This window comes from Sphingosinicella microcystinivorans, assembly GCF_027941835.1.
Lineage (GTDB): Bacteria > Pseudomonadota > Alphaproteobacteria > Sphingomonadales > Sphingomonadaceae > Sphingosinicella.
The window spans coordinates 1225447-1244927 of sequence record NZ_CP116005.1 but is presented as its reverse complement, the minus strand read 5'-3'; the positions used below and the strand labels follow the sequence as shown (position 1 = coordinate 1244927).

Sequence of the window (19481 nt, the reverse complement as noted above, 5' to 3'; positions counted from 1 at the left end):
TCCGCCGCCGTGCGGCTTTCACAAGAGGAGGGGCGCCATGAAGGTGAATATCGAGATCGACTGCACGCCCGAGGAGGCGCGCGCCTTCATGGGGCTTCCGGATGTCCGGCCGCTGCACGACCTCTATATCGACCGCATGACCGGCCTGATGAAGGACGGCATCACGGCGGGCGACGTCGAGCGCCTGATGTCGAACTGGCTGCCGAGCGCGGCGAGCGGCATCGGCGAGGTGCAGAAGGCGATGTGGAACGCCATGACCGGGGGCGTCACGGGCGGCAAGAAGGGCTAGAGACGCCGCGAAGACGCCATGACGTCACACTCAAATGATTGAAAAGAAAACGATATTCTCGCTGTCGTCGGGGCGACCGCCCGCCGGTGTCGCGGTCGTGCGTGTCTCCGGCCCGGCAGCGGGCGCGGCGCTTCGGGCGCTTGCGCGGCGACTGCCGTCGCCGCGGCGGGCGGCGCTCGTGCGCTTGCGGGCGCCGGACGGAGACGCGATCGACGATGCGCTCGTGCTGTGGTTCCCGGCGCCCGCCAGCTTCACGGGCGAGGACGTCGCCGAGTTGCACGTCACGGGGGGTCCGGCGGTGGTCGCCGCGCTGCTGGGAGCGCTCGGCGGGATGGACGGCCTGCGCCCCGCGGAGCCCGGCGAATTCGCGCGCCGCGCGTTCGACAACGGCAAGCTCGATCTGACGCAGGCGGAGGGGCTCGCGGACCTGATCGACGCGGAGACGGAGGCGCAGCGGCGGCAGGCGCTGCGGCAGGCGTCGGGCGGATTGAAGGCGCTTGCCGAAGCCTGGCACGCCCGGCTGCTTTCGATCCTTGCCGAAACCGAGGCGGCGCTCGATTTCGGGGAGGACGAGGAGGATGTCAGCGCGCGGCTCGTTGACGATCAGGGACCGGGGATCGCGGCGCTCGGCGCGGAGATCGACCGGCATCTGGCCCGTTACCGGTTCGCCGAACGGCTGCGGCGGGGACTCACGATTGTTTTGCTCGGCGCGCCGAACGCGGGGAAGTCGAGCCTGATCAACGCGCTGGCAAGGCGCGATGTCGCGATCGTTTCGCCGGAGGCGGGGACGACGCGCGACCTCATAGAAGTGCATCTCGACCTCGGGGGCGTTCCCGCGACGCTTGTCGACACGGCGGGCCTGCGCGAAACGGAAGGCGTCATCGAAGCGGAAGGCGTCCGGCGTGCCCGTGCCCGCGCCGAGGAAGCGGACCTCGTTCTCTTTCTCGTCGGTCCCGAAGGGCGTGACGGGGATGTGCCCACGGGAGCGGTGGTCGTGGAGTCGAAGGCGGACCTTCGGCCCGATCCGCCAGAACAGGGGCACGAGCAGGAGCAGCGGCTTCGCGTGTCGGCGATCACCGGCGAGGGCCTTGCGTCGCTCGAGGCACTGCTCGTCGATCACGCCCGAAGGCTGGCGGGGTCGGGGCAGGACGCGCTGGTGACGCACGAGCGTCAGAGGGCCGCGCTGGCGGAATGCAGGGATGCGCTGGGCACGGCCGCCGGAGAGAATGACGTGGTGCTTCGGGCGGAATCCTTGCGGACGGCGATGCGTTCGCTGGGCCGCCTGACAGGCCGTGTCGGGGTCGAGGACATACTGGATATTGTGTTCGGGCGCTTCTGCATCGGCAAATGATGTTTCACGTGAAACATCGGGCGCAATTTTCGCTCTCAGTGTTTCACGTGAAACACCACGTCGACACGAAGCGCCGATTCGGATAGGTCGTCTCGCATCATGGAACGATTCGACGTACTCGTGATCGGGGCCGGACATGCCGGCTGCGAGGCGGCGACTGCCGCCGCGCGGGTCGGCGCGCACACTTTGCTCGTGACGCCCGGACGCGACACCATCGGCGTCATGTCGTGTAACCCGGCCATCGGCGGTCTCGGCAAAGGCCATATCGTTCGGGAAATCGACGCGCTGGGCGGCGCGATGTCGGAAGTCGCCGACGCGGCCGCCATCCAGTACCGTCTGCTGAATCGCCGCAAGGGGCCCGCCGTGCAGGGCCCGCGCGCGCAGGCCGACCGCAAGCTCTACCGCCGGGCGATGCAGCGGGCGATCGACGCGCAGGCGGGTCTCGCCGTTCTGGACGCGCGCGTCGACGACCTGCTCGTGGACACCGGCGGGGTTTCCGGCGTCGTGCTGTCCGACGGCGTGACGATCGCGGCGCGCACGGTCGTGCTGGCGACCGGGACTTTTCTCGGCGGCGTCATTCACGTGGGCGGCGATGTCCGCGCGGGCGGCAGGGTCGGCGAGGCGTCGTCCGTCGCGCTCGCCCGCCGCCTTCGCGCTCTCGGATTGCCGATGGCGCGTCTGAAGACGGGCACGCCCGCGCGCCTCGACGGCCGCACCATCGACTGGACCCGGGTGGGCTGGCAGGCGGGCGACGAGACGCCGTCCTTCTTCGCCGCGACGACGCGCAGGGCGGTGAACCCGCAGCTGAGTTGCGGCATCACGCGCACCAATGTCGCGACGCACGACATCATCCGCGAGAACATCCACGACAGCGCGGTGTACAGCGGCCGCATCGAGGGCACCGGCCCGCGCTACTGCCCGTCGATCGAGGACAAGGTGATGCGTTTCGGGGACCGGGACGGGCACCAGGTCTTCCTCGAGCCGGAAGGCCTCGACGATCCGCTCGTCTATCCCAACGGCCTTTCCACGTCGCTTCCCGCCGATGTGCAGCTGGCGTTTCTTCGCACGCTCGCCGGACTGGAGCATGTCGAGATCGCGCGGCCGGGCTATGCGATCGAGTACGACTATATCGACCCGCGCGCGCTGTCGCGGACGCTCGAACTCCATGCGATCCCGCGCCTGTTTTTCGCCGGGCAGATCAACGGGACGACCGGCTACGAGGAAGCCGCGGGGCAGGGGCTGGTGGCGGGGCTGAACGCCGCGCGGACCGCGCTCGGTCTGGAGCCGGCCGGGTTCGACCGCGCAGAATCCTATATCGGCGTGATGATCGACGACCTCGTCACGCAGGGCGTGACCGAGCCCTATCGCATGTTCACCTCGCGTGCCGAGTATCGTCTCCACCTCCGCGCCGACAACGCCGACCAGCGGCTTTCGGAGAAGGCGATCGCGCTCGGGCTCCTCGGGGGAGCGCGCGCGCGCCTCTATCGGGAACGGGCGGAAGCGCTCGCGAAGGGAAAGGCGCTGCTCGACACGGCGCGCGCTTCGCCCGCCCGGTTGCAGCGTCAGGGCCTCGCCGTCCGGCAAGACGGCGTCGCGCGCTCGGCGTTCGAATGGCTGCGGTTTCCCGAAGTCGCATGGGCCGACGCCGCGGCGGTTTGGCCGGAGCTGGCCGACATCGCGCCCGGATACGCCGAGCAGCTTCATACCGACGCGCGCTACGCGGTCTATCTCGAACGGCAGTCGGTCGAGATCGACGCGTTCCGCCGCGACGAGGCGCTGCGTTTGCCGCGCGACCTCGACTATTCCGGTGTCGGGGGTCTTTCCAATGAGATGATCGACCGGCTGAACCGCGCCCGGCCCGACAGTCTCGGGGCGGCCGCGCGGGTCGCCGGTGTCACCCCCGCGGCCCTCACCGCGCTTCTCCGCCATGTCAAACGCGCCGCCTGAGCGCCCGGAGGACGGGCGCGACTGGTTCGCGGCGACGTTCGATGTTTCACGTGAAACATTGGCGAAGCTCGATACCTATGCCGCGCTGCTCGCGGCATGGCAGGCGAAGTTCAACCTCGTCGGCCCGGCGACGCTGCCCCACGTCTGGGTCCGCCATTTCGCCGATTCGGCGCAGCTCCTCCGCCTCGCCGACCGCGAAGGCGCGGCGCATCGGCCGACATGGCTCGACATCGGGAGCGGCGCGGGCTTTCCCGGCATGGTCATCGCGCTGCTCACGGGTGATTCGGTCACGCTCGTCGATTCGATTCGCAAGAAGACATTGTTCCTCGAAACCGTGCGCGATGAGCTCGGACTCGGCCCAGGTGTCAAGATATTGAATCAACGCGTGGAATCGCTCGCCGCCGTCAAGTTCGACTACATCACCGCCCGCGCCTGCGCCCCGCTCGCGAAGCTGTTTGACTGGGGCGAACCCTATGCGGCAAAGTCCTGCACATGGCTGCTGCTCAAAGGCGCGGCGGTCGAGGACGAGCTTGCCGAAGCCCGGCGCCGCTTCGTTTTCGAACATGAGTTGATACCCAGCCTTACCGATCCGCGCGGGCGGATCGTGCGGGCGCGAAGTGTGCGGAGGCGTCGGTGATCAGGATCGCGGTGGCAAATCAGAAGGGCGGCGTCGGCAAGACCACGACCGCCATTAACGTCGCGACGGCGATCGCCGCGACCGGGCGGCGCGTGCTGATCGTCGATCTCGATCCGCAGGGCAACAGCTCGACCGGCGTCGGCGTCGACCAGAATGCGCGCCAGCGCACGAGCTACGACATGCTCATCGGCGCGTGCAGCGCGGCCGACGCGGTGGTCGCCACCGCGATCCCGCGCCTGTCGCTGATCCCCTCGACGGTCGACCTGTCGGGCGCCGAGGTCGAGCTCGTCGAAATGGAGGGGCGCATCCACCGCCTCGACACCGCGCTGCAGGCGCCCGCGATGCAGGTCTACGACTACATCATCATCGACTGTCCGCCGTCGCTCGGTATCCTCACCATGAACGCCATGGTCGCCGCGCAGTCGCTGCTCGTGCCGCTCCAGTGCGAGTTTTTCGCGCTCGAAGGCCTCAGCCAGCTTCTGAACACGGTGGAGCGCGTGCGCGCGGGCTACAACCAGCGGCTCAACATCATCGGCGTGGTGCTCACCATGTACGACAAGCGCAACCGCCTGTCGGAACAGGTCGCCGCCGACGTGCGCGCCGTGCTCGGCAAGATCGTGTTCGAGACGATCATTCCGCGCAACGTCCGCCTGTCCGAGGCGCCGAGCCACGGGCTGCCGGCGCTCGTCTACGATCACCGCTGCGCGGGATCCGAAGCCTATATCGACCTGTCCCGCGAGCTTCTGGGGCGGACGGAACCGCACGCCCGCGCCGCCTAATCCTTTGAAAGCATTCGTTCATGTCCCAGCCTAAGCGTCCCACCGGCCTCGGCCGCGGCCTGTCCGCCCTGCTTGAGGAGATGGGCAGCGCCGTCGCGCCGCCGCGCAGCGAGCCGGGAACCGCTCCGGCGGTTCCCGCGGGCGACGCGGGCAGCAGCATGGGCGCGCAGATGCTCCCGATGGCGATGATCTCGCCGAACCCGAAGCAGCCGCGCCGCCGCTTCGACGAGACGGCGCAGGCCGAGCTCATCGCATCGGTGAAGCGGCAGGGCCTTCTGCAGCCGATCCTCGTGCGCCCCGTGGACGGCGGCCGCTTCGAGATCGTGGCGGGCGAACGCCGCTGGCGCGCGGCGCAGGCGGCGCAGCTTCACGACGTGCCCGTGCTCGTCCGCCGCCTCACCGACGAGGAAGCGTTCGAGGTCGCGCTCGTCGAGAACGTGCAGCGCCAGGACCTGAACGCGATCGAAGAGGCGGAAGGCTACAAGCGGCTGATCGACGACTACGGCCACACGCAGGAGGACATCGCCCGCATCGTCGGCAAGTCGCGCAGCCATGTCGCGAACATGGTCCGCCTGCTCGATCTTCCAGACGATGTCCGCGAGCTGCTGATCGAGGGGCGGCTGACGATGGGCCATGCGCGCGCGCTGCTCACGGCGCCCGATCCGTCGGCGTTGGCGCGCGACGTTGTGCAGATGGGCCTTTCGGTGCGCGAGGTCGAGGCGCGGGCGAAAAAGCCGCGCGCGCCCCGCAAGTCCGCGCCGCGGGAGACGGCCCGCAGCGCCGATCTCGAATCGCTGGAAGGCCAGCTCGCCGAGCAGCTCGGCCTCCGGGTGCGTCTCGAATTCGATGGGGAAGGCGGCCGCCTGACGCTGTTCTACAGCGATCTCGACCAGCTCGACATGCTCTGCCAGCGGCTTTCGGGCGAGCGCTTCTAGGCGAACAGGATACGGAAGGGGCCGCACGAAACCTGTCGTGCGGGCCCCTTCAATTGCCGGTGAGTTACTTCTTCAGCGAATCGCGGATCTCGCGGAGCAGCACCACCTCCTCGCTCGGACCGGCCGGCGCCTCTTCCTTCTTCGCGATCAGCTTGTTCGCCGTGCGCACCAGCAGGAAGATGATGAAGGCGAGGATCAGGAAGTTGATCGCGGCGGTGATGAACGCGCCGTAGCCGAGCATCGGCACGCCGGCTTCCTTGAGCGCGGCATAGTCGGTGAGCGAACCGGCATAGCCTTCCGGCACGGAACCCAGACGCACGAACAGCGCCGAAAAGTCGAGACCGCCGAAGATCGCGCCCACGACGGGCATGATGACGTCTTCGGTCAGCGAACTGACGATGGTGCCGAAGGCGCCGCCGATGATGACGGCGACGGCGAGGTCGAGCACGTTGCCCTTTGCAATGAAAGCCTTGAATTCATTCAGCATTTTCAGTCCCCTTGCACGCTAGATCTCGATCAGCCTGTCCGGAAGTTCGTTGGGATTGCGCGCGCACGGCGGGAAGTGGGCCGACAGCACGGCCCCGCACATTCCGATCGCCTTGACGAAACCGTCCGCAATCCTGCCGTCCCGAACCTCGGCGAGCAACGCATCCAGCGCATCGCCCCAGACCTCGTGCTCGACCCTATCATAGATGCCTTCGTCGGCAACGATTTCAGCGACATGATCGTCGAGCGACAGAAAGATGAGCACGCCCGTGCGGTCTTCGGTCACATGGATGCCGTGCGAGAGGAAGCTTTCCACTGCCGCACGGTGCACGGCGCTGCGTTTCAGCGAGCGCGGCGTCAGCAGGCGCAGGACGGGCGGCAAGCGCACGATGAGGAAGGCCGCGACGAACAGCAGCACCGAGAGCGAGGCGTAGAGCGCGATGACGAGACGCGGCGCGGGGTGTCCGCCGTCGCTCCAGCCGCCGCTGGTGAACCACAGCGGGTCGGGGACGCCGAGCCAAAGCAGCATCGGCGGCAGCACGATCGCGGCAAGCGCGGCCCAGGCGAAGGGGACGGCGCGGTAGTCGTCCGTCCGCCGCGTGACGACGCAGAATATCTCTCCGGAGGTGGTCCGTTCCGCTGACGTAATGGCGTCACTGACGCGCGCGTGCTCGTCGTTCGTCAGCCGCATCACCAGCTCCCGCTCGCGCCGCCGCCGCCGAAGCTGCCGCCGCCCCCTGAAAATCCGCCACCGCCGAAGCCTCCGGAGGAACCGCCGCCCCAGCCGCTACCGCCCCAGCCGCTGCTCCGGCCACCGCTTCCCGGCCCCCAGATGATGATGGGACCGCCGCGCCCGCGCCGCCGCTTGCCGCCGAGCACGCCGCGCAGCATCCAGAACACGAACCAGATGACGAGGATGGTCGGGATGAGTCCGAGGCCGTGCCGGGTTTCCTCCTGCCGCCGCTCGCGTGCGGCGATCAGGTTGGCGCGGGCTTCCTCGGGCGGCAGCGAGAGCTGGGCGACGATGGCGTCGGCGCCCGCGACGACACCGCCTTCCATGTCGCCGTCGCGGAAGCGCGGCACGATCTGGCGGTTGATGATGACGGAGGAGAGGGCGTCGGTCAGATAGCCCTCGAGCCCGTAGCCGACCTCGATGCGCACCTTGCGCTCGTTGGGCGCGACGATCAGCAGCGCGCCGTTGTCCGCCTCGCCCTGCCCGATTCCCCATGCGCGGCCGAGCCGGTAGCCGTAGTCGGCGATGTCATAGCCCTGAAGGTCGGGGATGGTGGCGACGACGAGCTGGCGCGTCGTCGTATCCTCCAGCGTTTGCAGCTTCTCGGCGAGCGCGGCCTCGGTTTCCGGCGACAGCAGGTCCGCGGCATCGACGACGCGCCCCGAAAGCTTGGGGAACTGCTGCGCTGCCGCCGGGAACGCCAGCAGCAGCGCGGCGAGGCACGCGAGCAGCCGGTGCATCTTTATTCGAACGACACGGTCGGCGCGGTTTCGGCTCCCTGCGTCGTGGCCTTGAACGGCGTGATGGGCTCGGCGCCGTAGATGAACTTCGCCGCGATCAGGCTCGGGAAGGTGCGGATCTCGGTGTTGTAGGCCTGCACCGCCTGGTTGTAGTCGCGCCGCGCGACGGTGATGCGGTTCTCGGTGCCTTCGAGCTGCGATTGCAGCGCGAGGAAATTCTCGTTCGATTTCAGGTCCGGGTAGCGCTCGACGGTGACGAGCAGGCGGGAAAGCGCGCCGGAAAGCTGGTCCTGCGCGGCCTGGAAACGCTCGACGGCGGCGGGGTCGGTGAGCTGGTCGGCGCTGATCGTCGTCTGCGTCGCGGAGGCGCGCGCCTGCGTCACGGCTTCCAGCACCTCGCGCTCCTGCGCGGCGAAGCCCTTCACCGTGGCGACGAGGTTCGGGATCAGGTCCGCGCGCCGCTGGTACTGGCTTTCCACCTCGGCCCACGCCGCCTTCACGGCCTCCTCGCGGGTCGGCACGGTGTTGATGCCGCACGCCGTGAGCGTCAGCAGGGCGAAAAACGGGAGCAGGAACTTGCGCATCGGACGAACCCCTTCCGTATCAGTCAACTAATACAGGGCTCTTTTCGCTCATTCCGCGGCCATTAGCAACGGCTCCGCCTGCGGACCGCGCACGACCCGACCCGGCCGCGCCGCCTGCACCGCGCCGTCCCGGAAGGTGACGGCGCCGGACTTGATCGTCGCGGTGTAGCCCTCCGCCGTCTGCAGCAGCCGCTTGCCGCCCGCCGGAAGATCGAAGGCGAGCCACGGCTTGCCGAGCCTCAAACGGTCGAGGTCGATGACGTTGACGTCGGCGAGATAGCCGGGTGCGAGCAGGCCGCGGTCGGCGAGGCCGTAAAGCAGGGCGGTGTCCCGGCATTGCCGCCTGATCGCGAGTTCGAGCGGGATGCGCCCGCGCGCGCGGCCTTTCACCCAGTGCGTGAGCAGGAAGGTGGGCGAGGCGGCGTCGCAGATCGTGCCGCAATGCGCGCCGCCGTCCGACAGCGAGATGACGGTGTCGTCGCGCTCCAGCAGCCCCTTCACGAAATCGAGGTTGCCGTCGACGTAGTTGAGGATCGGCAGGTAGATGAAGCTGGCGCCGTCCCCCTCCATCATGACGTCATAGGCGATCTCGGCCGGGCTCCTGCCGCTCGCCTTCGCCAGCGCGGCGAGGCTGTGTTCGGGGGCGGGCTCGTAGTCCGGTTCCTCGCCGAGCGGGAACTGCATCGTCCAGCCCTGCGTCACCAGCATGAACAGCGCGGCCATATCGGGATGCGGCGGCGGCAGGTTGTCCTCGGCGAGCAGCTTCGCGCGGAACGCCGGGTCGCGCAGCATGGCGAGTTGCTCGGCCCAGGGCTTTCCGGCGATCGCCTGCCACGACGGGCGCATCACGAAGGGGTGCACGGTGCCGCGCCACGCCATCAGCACGCCGGTGCCGCGCAGCGAGATCTGCGCGCGGATGTTGGCGCCGTCGTCGTTCGCGGCCTTGGTCGCGGCCATCTGGTCGGTCCAGTGCATGGCCTTCAGCGGCGATTGCAGCATGGCGAAGGTCACCGGCATCGCGGTTTCCTTCGACAGGCGCGTCATCCAGTCGAACTCGTTCCATTCCGGCATCAGGTCGGAGGCCATTTCGAACACGCCGTGGCCGACGCGGCCCATGGCGCGGCCGATGCCGATCAGCTCCTCGGCGGTGGCGGTGGTGCCGGGCACCAGTTCGCCGTCCACCGACTTGTGGATGACGGTGCGCGAGGTCGAGAAGCCGAGCGCGCCGGCGCGCAGGCCCTCCTCGACGATTCCCGACATGGCCTCGATCTCGTCCGCGGTCGGCGCTTCGTTCGCCGCGCCGCGATCGCCCATCACATAAGCGCGCACGGCGCCGTGGGGCACGTGGCAGGCGACGTCGATGGTGCGCGGCAGCGCCTCCAGCGCGTCGAGATATTCGGGGAAACTCTCCCAGTTCCACGTCATGCCCTCGGCGAGCGCGGTGCCGGGAATGTCCTCGACGCCTTCCATCAGGCCGATCAGCCACTGGTGGCGGTCCGGGTGCGCGGGCGCGAAGCCGACGCCGCAATTGCCCATGATCACCGTCGTCACGCCGTGCCATGCGGAGGGGGCCATGACGTCATCCCACGTCGCCTGCCCGTCGTAGTGCGTGTGGATGTCGACGAAGCCGGGCGTCACGATCTGCCCGCGCGCGTCGATCTCCTCCCGGCCCGCGCCGTTCACGCTGCCGACTGCGCTGATGCGGCCGTCGTCGATGGCGATGTCGCCGATGAACGGCGCGCCGCCGCTGCCGTCCACGATCGTTCCGCCGCGGATCACGATGTCGTGCATGTCCACCTCCCTCAAGGTTCCCGCTCAGTTTCCGCAGGGTTGTCCGCCTTCGTCAAGCTGACGATAATGGCCGGAAAACGGGGAGGAGGGACGGAATGCACGCGAAGGCATTGCTGGTTTTTCTGCTGGTTTCGGCATCGCCCTCGGGGGCGAAGACCATCGCGGTCGCACCCGGCGACAACGACCAGGAAACGCTGCAGACCGCGCTCATCGAGGCTGAGCCGGGCGACGTGATCGAACTCGCGGCGGGCACGTTCCGGCTGACGAACGGCCTGTCGCTCGACGTCGCGGGCGTGACGGTGCGCGGCGCGGGACCGGACAAGACCGTGCTCAGCTTCAAGGGGCAAACGGGGGCGGGCGAGGGGCTGCTCGTCACGTCGGACCGCGTGCTGCTTACTGGCTTCGCCGTCGAGGACACGAAAGGCGACGGCATCAAGGCGAAGGGCGTCGACCGCATCACGATGGACAATCTGCGCGTCGTCTGGACGCGCGGGCCGCACAAGGACAACGGCGCCTACGGCCTCTACCCGGTCGAGGCGACGAACGTGCTGGTGCAGAACTCGGAGGTGATCGCCTGCTCGGACGCGGGCGTCTACGTGGGCCAGTCCGAGACCATCGTCGTCCGGAACAACCGCGTCAGCTTCAACGTCGCCGGTATCGAGATCGAGAACTCGAAGCACGCCGACGTCTACGGCAACCTCGCGCATCACAACACGGGCGGCATCCTCGTCTTCGATCTGCCCAACCTGCCGAAGATGGGCGGGCACTCGACGCGCATCTTCTCGAACACGGTCGTCGACAACGACACGCCCAACTTCGCGCCGCCCGGGAACATCGTCGCGGAGGTGCCGCAGGGCCTCGGCATCATGGTGATGGCGAACGAGAACGTCGAGGTGTCGGGCAACCGCATCGAGGGCAACCGCACGGCGGCGGTGATGGTCGTCTCCTACACGCGGCCCTTCGAGGATGCGAGCTACAACCCGCTCGCCCGCAACGTCCGCATCTTCGGCAACAGCCTCGGCCGGAACGGCTGGGACCCGAAGTTCCCCGGCGGCGCGGCGCTTGCCGCGGCGCTCGGCGGCGGCCTGCCGCCGGTGATGTGGGACGGCGTGACGCGGTTCGGCGACAAGGCGGATGACGGCACGACGACCCCGGCGAGCGACGTGCCGATGGTGTCGCTGGGGCTCGGCGTCGCCGGGACGCCGCCCACGAAAGCGCAGCCCACGTCGGTCGCGCCCGCAGGCGCATCGGGCACGCTCGCCGCCGTGGTGCTTCCGGCCGATCAGCCGATGCCCTGATGCTTCGCGCCGCTGCTATGCTCGCGGCCGCGCTGCCGGTCGCCTCCGCCGCGCCGCCCGCGGTGAACGACGCGGTTCTTGCAGGTGCGGCGGCGCCCGCAACGCTCGCCGAAACCGGCCTGTTCCTTGACAGCGGCGCGGCGCAGCCGAACGCGCGCGTCGTGCCCTACGGCCTCGCGACGCCGCTGTTCTCGGACCACGCCGACAAGGCGCGCTTCCTCTACGTGCCGGAGGGCAAGACCGCGCGCTACGACGGGGAAGGGCTGCTCGACATCCCGTTGGGCAGCGTGCTCATCAAGCATTTCGGCTTCGCGCGCGCCGACGGCAGCCTCGATCTCATCGAGACGCGGCTGCTCGTGCATCAGGCGGACGGCTGGAAGGCATGGCCCTACGTGTGGAACGCCGACGACAGCGTCGCCACGCTGAAGCGCGCAGGCGTGCGGGTCGCTGTCACCGGGCATGACGGGGCGGGGAAACGGCTTGCGCTCGACTGGCAGGTGCCGAACGTCAACCAGTGCAAGGGCTGCCACGCCACGGGCAATGCGCTGGTGCCGATCGGCCCGAAGGCGCGGAACCTCAACCACGACTTTCAGGGCGAGAACAACCTCGTTCGTCTCACCCGCCTCGGCCTGCTCACGGGCGTGCCCAAGGATGCGCCGCGCCTTCCCGACTGGAAGGACGCAGGCGAAAGCCTCGAACGCCGTGCCCGCGCGTATCTCGACGTCAATTGCGGCCATTGCCACAAGCCCGACGGCCCCGCTTCGAACTCCGGCCTGTTCCTCACGTGGGAAACGCCCTCCGGCCCGCACATCGGCATCGGCAAGGGGCCGGTCGCGGCGGGACGCGGCTCGGGCGGGAGCATGGTCTCCATCGACCCCGGCCACCCCGAGCGCTCGATCCTCTATTACCGGATGGAGTCCACGGAACCCGGCGTCATGATGCCGGAACTCGGCCGCACGCAGCCTGACGAAGCGGCCCTCGCGCTGGTGCGCGACTGGATCGCCGCGATGCGGTGAGGGGCTACAGCCCCATCAGGCTCAGCACTTCCTCGCGGCTGCGTTCGTCCTCGCGGAACACGCCCATCATGCGGCTCGTCGTCATGGTGACGCCGGGCGTGTTGACGCCGCGTGCGGACATGCAGGCGTGCGCCGCCTCGATGACGACGGCGACGCCGCGCGGCTGCAGGTGCTCCCAGATGCAGTCGGCGACCTCGGCGGTCAGCCGCTCCTGCACCTGGAGGCGGGAGGCGAAGCCCTTCAGCACGCGCGCGAGCTTCGAGATGCCGACGACGCGGTCGCCCGGCAGATAGGCGATGTGGGCCTTGCCGATGATCGGCGCCATGTGGTGCTCGCAGTGCGACTGGAAGGCGATGTCGCGCAGCAGCACGATCTCGTCGTAGCCGCCGACCTCCTCGAAGGTGCGCGAAAGATGGAGCGCAGGATCTTCGTCATAGCCGCGGAAATACTCGCGGTAGGCGCGCGCGACGCGGCCGGGCGTGTCGGCAAGTCCCTCGCGCGCGGGATCGTCGCCCGCCCATTCGATGAGACGGCGGACGGACGCGAGCACGTCTTCCGGGATGCCGTTGTCGCGGTCGTTGGATGCGGTCATGCCTATCCCCCTAGACGCCGACCGCCGCTCGCCGCAAGTCCCGCGCCCTCACAGCAGGGTCATCGCGGCGAGCAGGCGGACGTCGATCATCACGCCCGCGCGGCGCTTTTCGGCGATGAAATCCGGCAGCGTTCGAAGCGGAACGCAGTGGACGGCGATGTCCTCGCTGCCGACGCCTCCGCCGGAGCCGACACGGACAAGCCCCTTCGCCCGCACCAGCGTGAAATGTTCGCTCGTCAGGCCGGGAGAGGAGGTGAAGACTCCCATGTTCTCCACAGTTTCGGCGTGGAAGCCGGTCTCCTCCTCAAGCTCGCGGCGCGCGGCCGTCAGCACCTCTTCGGGGCCGTCGTCGCCGACGAGGCCGGCGGGAAGCTCGAGGCAGCGCGCGCCGAGCGGAACGCGGTATTGCTCGACGAGCACGATCTCGTCCGCTTCCGTCTGGGCGAGGATCACCGCGGCGCCGATGCCGCGCGTGCGGCGCACATATTCCCAGCGTCCGTCGACGACGGTTTCGAGGAAGCGGCCTTTCCAGACGGTTTTCCCGGTCAACGGCTTTTCCCACGCAAAGAAAAAGGGCGGCCCCGTTCGCAGGGCCGCCCTTTTCCGGTGTTGGCAGGCTTACTGCGCGACCGGCGCCGCGGCGCTCGGGTCTTCCGGCAGGCCGCCGAGCTGCGTCACCAGCTGCTTGTAGGCGTCGAGATAGGCGAGCGTGATGACCTGGCCGATCTCTGTGTTGGCATAGCTGCCGCCGCCGACGCCGCCGAAGCCGCCCCACCAGCCGCCGCCGCCGCCGGCTGCCCACGCCAGGTCCTTCTTGCGGAAATAGCCTTCGGTCATGCGCTCCTGCTCGGTCGTGCGCGAATTGACCAGCGTCAGCATGACGTTGGCTTCCTTGCTCTTCGTCGAAAGCCCGCCCGCGAGCACGCCGAGCGTGCGGCTGCCGAGCAGGCCGCCCGCGATCGCGCCGATGCCGCCGCCGCCCGAGTTCTCGTTCTTGGAAACGAGATCGGGAACGATGAAGTAGTCGGCGGCCTTCACCTGCGCGCGGCCGATGTTGGAGTTCTTCTGCAGTTCGCCCGAATCGGCGAGCGCACGTTCGATGTTGCGGCTGGCGAGGCCCTTGCCGCGATCGACGAGGCCGAAGCAGCCGGACTTCATCACGAACAGCTTGATGATCGCCTCCGGGCTGCCGAGGCCGAGCTGCTGCCACCAGTTGGTGTCCGGCTCGACGATGGAGACGGTGCCCAGCCGCTTCTGGCAGACCGGGATCTCCTGCATGCTCTTCGTCTGCGCCTTGCGCGCGGAGGACTGGGATTGCGCGGATGCCGTGCCCGATGCGGCGGCCATGGCGGCCACGGCAACGCCGAGGCCAAGTGTCTTCAGGATTTTCATAGTCTTCCCCATGTTCAAATATGCTGGTTGGCGAAACCCCTGTCGCCGTTTCCGGCGCCGCCCGCAGCCGGGACGCATATTGCCGGAGTTGGGCGGTCCCGGCAATCGTTCCCGCGTAGCCCGCACACGTTATGATTCGGTTGCTGCTTACCTGTTCTTGCGCCCCGCGATCAGGCTGTCGACGACGGACGGGTCGGCAAGCGTCGTCGTGTCGCCGAGCGACCCGAAGTCGTTCTCGGCGATCTTGCGGAGGATGCGCCGCATGATCTTGCCGGAGCGCGTCTTGGGGAGCGCCGGGGTGAAATGGATGTGGTCGGGCGTCGCGATGGGGCCGATCTCGCGGCGCACCTCCGCCTTCAGCTCGGCTTCCAGCGCCGCGTCGCCCTCCACGCCCGCGATCGGCGTCACGTAGCAGTAGATGCCCTGGCCCTTGATGTCGTGCGGATAGCCGACGACCGCGGCCTCGGCGACCTTCGGGTGGCCGACGAGCGCCGATTCCACCTCGGCCGTGCCCAGCCGGTGGCCGGAGACGTTGAGCACGTCGTCGACGCGGCCGGTGATCCACCAGTAGCCGTCCGCGTCGCGGCGCGATCCGTCGCCGGTGAAGTAGAGGCCCTTGTAGGCGGAGAAATAGGTCTCGGCGAAGCGCTGGTGATCGCCGTAGAGGCTGCGCGCCTGCCCCGGCCACGAGCGCCTGAGGACGAGATTGCCCGAGGCCGGACCGTCGACGAACTTGCCGTCCGCGTCCACGAGCGCGGGCTCGATGCCGAAGAACGGCTGCGTCGCGCTACCCGGCTTGGTCGGGATCGCGCCGGGAAGCGGCGAGATCAGGATGCCGCCGGTTTCCGTCTGCCACCACGTGTCGATGATCGGCAGGCGCCCCTTGCCCGCGACGCGGTGATACCAGAGCCACGCCTCCGGGTTGATCGGCTCGCCCACGGTGCCGAGCAGCCGGAGCGAGGACAGGTCGTGCTTCAGCACGGGCGCGTCGCCTTCGCGCATCAGCGCGCGGAGCGCGGTCGGCGCGGTATAGAAGGTGGCGGGCCCGTGCTTCTCGATCACCGCCCAGAAGCGGTCGACCGCCGGATAGTTGGGCACGCCCTCGAACATCAGCGTCGAGGCGCCGTTCGCGAGCGGGCCGTAGACGATGTAGCTGTGCCCGGTGACCCAGCCCACGTCGGCGGTGCACCAGTGGAGCGCGCCCTCGTCGCGCCAGTCGAACGCGTACTTGAAGGTGAGCGCGGTCCAGACCAGATAGCCGCCCGTGGTGTGCAGCACGCCCTTCGGCTTCCCGGTGGAACCCGATGTGTAGAGGATGAACAGCGGGTCCTCGGCGTTCATCGGCTCGGCCGGGCAATCGGCGGAGGCCGCCTCGCGCGCCTCGTGCCACCACAGGTCGCGGTCGCACGTCATCGGCACCGCAGCGCCCGTGTTGCGCACGACGAGCACGCCCTTCACCTCGTGCCATGCCTTGGCGATGGCGTCGTCGATGGTGAGCTTCAGCGGGATCGTCTTGCCGCCGCGCCGCCCCTCGTCGGCGGTGATGACGAAATCGCTCTTCGCATCGTCGATACGCCCGGCGACGGCATCCGCCGAAAAGCCCGCGAAGACGACGCTGTGCACTGCGCCGATGCGGGCGCACGCCAACATGGCGACGGCGGCCTCCGGGATCATCGGCAGGTAGACGGTCACGCGGTCGCCCTTAGCGACGCCCATCGCCTTCAGCGCGTTCGCGAAGCGGCACACCTCGGCGTGGAGTTCGGCGTAAGTCAGCGTCACGGAAGGCGTGTCGGGATCGTCCGCCTCCCAGACGATGGCAGGCTGTGCCGCGCGTGCCGGCAGGTGCCGGTCGACGCAGTTGACGCAGGCGTTGAGCACGCCGTCCTCGAACCACTTGATGTCGACTGGATCGAACGACCAGTTGCCCATCACCGTCGGCGGCTTCGTCCAGTCGAGAAGCCCGATCTGCTCGCGCCAGAAGCCGTCCGGGTCGGCGACCGAACGCCGGTACATCGTTTCATAGGTGTCCGCGTCGCAGATCGTGCGCGCGGCGGTATGCGCGGGAACGGGATACGTCGCGGTCGCGGCGTCGCTCATCGGTCAATCTCTCCCCAGGAACTGTCGCGGCGCTTCGGCCGCAAGGATTACCACAAATAGGTGTTGGGATCGGGCATGGGCTCGCGGCGCTGCGCCTTCGCGATCGAGACGATGGCGCGCACGACGAGCCAGATCGAAACGAGGCCGAACAGCGGCGCGAGCAGGCCGAGCGTGAGGATGCTCAGCACGGCGAGCGCGATCACCGCGACGACCGTGATCCAGAAGCCGCGGATATGATAGGCGAAATGGCTTTCCTCCCACGGCGCGTTCTCGGCCGCGCCGCGCCAGATGTAGGCGAGGATCGCGCCGACGAGCGTCGGCAGGCCCGAAACCGCGCCCACGAGGATCAGCAGCGCCACGATGGTCGGCCGGTTGAGATCGAAACCCTGTGCTTCCGGTCTGCTCGCCATGGTCCAGACTCCCTGATTTCAGGCGGCAATTCTGGCCCGTGCCGCCGTTTTCCGCAAGGACGGGCTTTCGCGCGTTCGTGCGCCGCGCTAGCGTCCGCCGCCGTGGGCATCCCTCTTCTCGCCGCGCGCCGGTTCGGGCCGCTGTTCGCCACCCAGTTCCTCGGGGCGTTCAACGACAATTTCTACAAGACGGCGATGCTGTTCCTCATCACCTACACGCTGCTCGCGGGGGACACGGCGGCCTCGGCGCAGATCGTCACCTTGGCGGCGGGCGTGTTCATCCTGCCGTTCGTGCTGTTCTCAGCATTGGCCGGGCAGATCGCCGACAGCGTCGACAAGGCGCGGCTCGTCCGCATCATCAAGGCGGCGGAAATCGGCATCATGCTGGTCGGCGCTGCGGCGCTGACGCTGGGCTCGGTGCCGCTGATGATGCTGGTGCTGTTTTCGATGGGCCTGCACTCCACCTTCTTCGGGCCGATCAAGTATGCGATCCTGCCGCAGCATCTCGCACCGAAGGAGGTGCTCACGGGCACGGGGCTCGTCGAGGCGGGAACATTCGTCGCCATCCTCACCGGGCAGGTCGCGGGCGGCCTGCTCGCTACGGAGGTCTCGGCGTGGGCGATCGTTGCGGTCGCGGTGTTCGGCTATCTCAGCGGTCGGCAGGTGCCCGCGGCGCCGCCCCCCGGCCGCGCGCGCATCGAATGGAACATCCTTGCAAGCGCGCTCCGCATCACGCGGGAGGTGACGCGCGATCCGCAGCTCGGCCGCGCGGTGCTCGCCGTCTCGTGGTTCTGGTCGGTGGGCGCGGTCTTCACCAGCCTGTTCGTGCCGCTGGTGAAGGGCGACCTCGGCGGAGCGGAAACCGTGGCGACGCTGTTCCTCACCATCTTCTCGGTCGGTGTCGCGACGGGATCGCTCGTCGTCGCGCGTCTCCTGAAAGGCGCCGTCTCCGTCCGTTACGCGCCCGCGTCGGCAGTGCTGATGACGGCGTTCATCGCCGATCTCTACTTCGCGATCCGCGCGTTCGACGCGCCGCACGCCGAACTGATCGGCGTCGGCGCGTTCCTCGCCGATCCGGAAAGCTGGCGGATCGTGCTCGACCTCTTCGGGCTGTCGGTGGCGGCGGGCGCGTTCATCGTGCCGCTTTACGCGCTGCTGCAAACGGCGAGCGATCCTTCGGCGCGGGCGCGCACGATCGCGGCGAACAACATCGTCAACTCGGGCTTCATGGTCGCTGCGGCGCTGGGGTCCAGCGTGCTGCTGAAGGCCGGGCTCGACGTGCCGCAGATCCTGCTCGCGGTCGGGCTCGCCAACCTGCTGATCGTGATCCCCTGCCTTCGGATTCACCGCATCCGGCAGGCCCTCGGCACCGCCTGAAAAGTTGCGCCGCGCAACTTTAGGCGCGAACGAGCGTGCCCGCGCCCTTGCGCGTGAAGATCTCCAGCAGCAGCGCGTGCGGCACGCGGCCGTCAAGAATGACCGCGGCCTCGACGCCGCCCGTCACCGCGGCGAGGCAGGTCTCGAGCTTCGGGATCATGCCGCCCGAAATCGTGCCGTCGGCGATCAGTTCCTCGATACGGCCCGGGGAGAGGTCGGAGAGCAGCGACCTGTCCTTGGCGAGCACGCCCGGAACGTCGGTCAGCAGCATCAGCCGCGCCGCGCCCACGGCGCTCGCGATCGCGCCCGCCATCGTGTCGGCGTTGATGTTGTACGTGTGGCCTTCGGCGTCCTCGGCGATCGGCGCGACGACGGGGATGACGTCGGAGCGCGTCATCAGGTCGAGGATCTTGGCGTTCACCGCGACCGGCTCGCCGACGAAGCCGAGATCGACGATGCGCTCGATGGCGCTGTCCGGGTCGCGCGCCGTCCGTGTCAGCTTGCGCGCCGTCACGAGCCGGGCGTCCTTGCCGGAAATGCCGACGGCGGTGCCGCCTGCGCGGCCGATCCAGCTCACGAGGTCCTTGTTGATGGCCCCCGCCAGCACCATTTCGGCGACCTCGGCGGTGGCGGCGTCGGTGACGCGAAGGCCGTCGACGAACTCCGACTTGATGCCGAGCCGCCCGAGCATGGTGCCGATCTGCGGCCCGCCGCCGTGCACGACGATCGGGTTGATGCCGATCGCCTTCAGCAGCACCACGTCCTCGGCGAAGTCGATCGCGCGTTCGGGGTCCCCCATCGCGTGGCCGCCGTATTTCACCACGAAGGTGCGCCCCACGTATTTCTGGATGAACGGCAGCGCCTCGGTCAGCGTTTCGGCCTTGGCGAGCATGGCCGGATCGGGCGTGTGGTCGGCGGACATTCGGCAGGACTCCTCAGGCGTCATCGTGCGCCGCTATAAAGGCTCGGCGCGAAAGGGAAAGAGCGCGGAGCGTGTTATCTCATAACATTCTGTTTTTATTGACAT

The 19481-nt window shown here is 68.6% G+C and carries 20 protein-coding genes; 9 read left to right on the top strand and 11 right to left on the bottom strand.

The genetic code is table 11. The annotated features are described in order from the left end of the window. The first annotated feature begins 37 nt into the window (after positions 1-37). The 6 genes from PE061_RS05965 (at position 38) to PE061_RS05940 (ending at position 5938) form a co-directional block, all read left to right on the top strand. Positions 38-289, top strand: a complete 252-nt coding sequence (locus PE061_RS05965; protein ID WP_271258240.1) for a DUF6489 family protein — start codon at positions 38-40, stop codon at positions 287-289. A 34-nt stretch (positions 290-323) separates the two neighbouring features. Continuing rightward, a complete protein-coding gene (gene mnmE / locus PE061_RS05960) occupies positions 324-1640 on the top strand; it encodes a tRNA uridine-5-carboxymethylaminomethyl(34) synthesis GTPase MnmE (protein WP_271258239.1) in 1317 nt (438 codons plus the stop codon). Positions 1641-1736: 96 nt separating this feature from the next. Further along, on the top strand, positions 1737-3587 hold the full coding sequence (mnmG, locus tag PE061_RS05955; protein ID WP_271259132.1) for a tRNA uridine-5-carboxymethylaminomethyl(34) synthesis enzyme MnmG: 1851 nt from the start codon (positions 1737-1739) through the stop codon (positions 3585-3587). Further along, entirely contained in the window at positions 3568-4224 is a 657-nt protein-coding gene (gene rsmG / locus PE061_RS05950) for a 16S rRNA (guanine(527)-N(7))-methyltransferase RsmG (protein WP_271258238.1), read from the top strand. Before mnmG ends, rsmG begins: the two co-directional genes overlap by 20 nt. Next, on the top strand, positions 4221-5003 hold the full coding sequence (locus PE061_RS05945; protein WP_271258237.1) for a ParA family protein: 783 nt from the start codon (positions 4221-4223) through the stop codon (positions 5001-5003). The genes rsmG and PE061_RS05945 overlap by 4 nt, the downstream gene beginning before the upstream one ends. Positions 5004-5023: 20 nt before the next feature. Next, positions 5024-5938 carry a ParB/RepB/Spo0J family partition protein gene (locus tag PE061_RS05940; protein WP_271258236.1) on the top strand — a complete coding sequence of 305 codons (915 nt, stop codon included), beginning with the start codon at positions 5024-5026 and terminating at the stop codon, positions 5936-5938. 64 nt (positions 5939-6002) lie between these two features. Here PE061_RS05940 and mscL read toward each other — a convergent pair whose 3' ends face one another. Genes mscL through PE061_RS05915 form a run of 5 tightly spaced genes read right to left on the bottom strand, consistent with a single transcriptional unit; the run spans position 6003 to position 10272 of the window. After that, positions 6003-6425, bottom strand: a complete 423-nt coding sequence (gene mscL, locus PE061_RS05935; RefSeq protein ID WP_271258235.1) for a large conductance mechanosensitive channel protein MscL — start codon at positions 6423-6425, stop codon at positions 6003-6005. An 18-nt stretch (positions 6426-6443) separates the two neighbouring features. Next, positions 6444-7115 (bottom strand): TPM domain-containing protein, encoded by a 672-nt coding sequence (locus PE061_RS05930; protein WP_271258234.1) that lies wholly within the window; start codon positions 7113-7115, stop codon positions 6444-6446. Beyond that, positions 7115-7897 carry a TPM domain-containing protein gene (locus tag PE061_RS05925; protein WP_271258233.1) on the bottom strand — a complete coding sequence of 261 codons (783 nt, stop codon included), beginning with the start codon at positions 7895-7897 and terminating at the stop codon, positions 7115-7117. The genes PE061_RS05930 and PE061_RS05925 overlap by 1 nt, the downstream gene beginning before the upstream one ends. 2 nt (positions 7898-7899) lie before the next feature. Further along, on the bottom strand, positions 7900-8481 hold the full coding sequence (locus PE061_RS05920) for a LemA family protein (protein WP_271258232.1): 582 nt from the start codon (positions 8479-8481) through the stop codon (positions 7900-7902). A gap of 48 nt (positions 8482-8529) precedes the next feature. Beyond that, the gene (locus tag PE061_RS05915) at positions 8530-10272 is read right to left on the bottom strand and encodes an N-acyl-D-amino-acid deacylase family protein (RefSeq protein ID WP_271258231.1); all 1743 of its coding nucleotides are present in this window, start codon (positions 10270-10272) and stop codon (positions 8530-8532) included. A gap of 95 nt (positions 10273-10367) precedes the next feature. On the opposite strand from PE061_RS05915, the gene PE061_RS05910 reads away from it, so the two are divergent. Together PE061_RS05910 and PE061_RS05905 are read left to right on the top strand one after the other, a co-directional pair. Continuing rightward, positions 10368-11570: a parallel beta-helix domain-containing protein gene (locus PE061_RS05910; protein WP_271258230.1), complete on the top strand. Its 1203-nt coding sequence runs from the start codon at positions 10368-10370 to the stop codon at positions 11568-11570. Beyond that, on the top strand, positions 11570-12586 hold the full coding sequence (locus PE061_RS05905) for an SO2930 family diheme c-type cytochrome (RefSeq protein WP_271258229.1): 1017 nt from the start codon (positions 11570-11572) through the stop codon (positions 12584-12586). Before PE061_RS05910 ends, PE061_RS05905 begins: the two co-directional genes overlap by 1 nt. Positions 12587-12590: 4 nt before the next feature. Here PE061_RS05905 and folE read toward each other — a convergent pair whose 3' ends face one another. The 5 genes from folE to PE061_RS05880 all read right to left on the bottom strand — a co-directional run bounded on the left by folE (position 12591) and on the right by PE061_RS05880 (position 17077). Further along, a complete protein-coding gene (gene folE, locus PE061_RS05900) occupies positions 12591-13178 on the bottom strand; it encodes a GTP cyclohydrolase I FolE (protein WP_271258228.1) in 588 nt (195 codons plus the stop codon). 48 nt (positions 13179-13226) lie between these two features. After that, a complete protein-coding gene (locus PE061_RS05895; RefSeq protein ID WP_271258227.1) occupies positions 13227-13727 on the bottom strand; it encodes an NUDIX hydrolase in 501 nt (166 codons plus the stop codon). A 69-nt stretch (positions 13728-13796) separates the two neighbouring features. After that, on the bottom strand, positions 13797-14570 hold the full coding sequence (locus PE061_RS05890; protein ID WP_420794366.1) for a CsgG/HfaB family protein: 774 nt from the start codon (positions 14568-14570) through the stop codon (positions 13797-13799). Positions 14571-14717: 147 nt separating this feature from the next. Further along, complete coding sequence (acs, locus tag PE061_RS05885) at positions 14718-16667, bottom strand: acetate--CoA ligase (RefSeq protein WP_271258226.1); 1950 nt, start codon at positions 16665-16667, stop codon at positions 14718-14720. 47 nt (positions 16668-16714) lie between these two features. Next, complete coding sequence (locus PE061_RS05880) at positions 16715-17077, bottom strand: DUF4870 family protein (RefSeq protein ID WP_271258225.1); 363 nt, start codon at positions 17075-17077, stop codon at positions 16715-16717. Positions 17078-17179: 102 nt separating this feature from the next. On the opposite strand from PE061_RS05880, the gene PE061_RS05875 reads away from it, so the two are divergent. Then, positions 17180-18454 carry an MFS transporter gene (locus tag PE061_RS05875; RefSeq protein WP_271258224.1) on the top strand — a complete coding sequence of 425 codons (1275 nt, stop codon included), beginning with the start codon at positions 17180-17182 and terminating at the stop codon, positions 18452-18454. 19 nt (positions 18455-18473) lie between these two features. Here PE061_RS05875 and argB read toward each other — a convergent pair whose 3' ends face one another. Continuing rightward, complete coding sequence (gene argB / locus PE061_RS05870) at positions 18474-19376, bottom strand: acetylglutamate kinase (RefSeq protein ID WP_271258223.1); 903 nt, start codon at positions 19374-19376, stop codon at positions 18474-18476. Positions 19377-19481 lie beyond the last annotated feature (105 nt).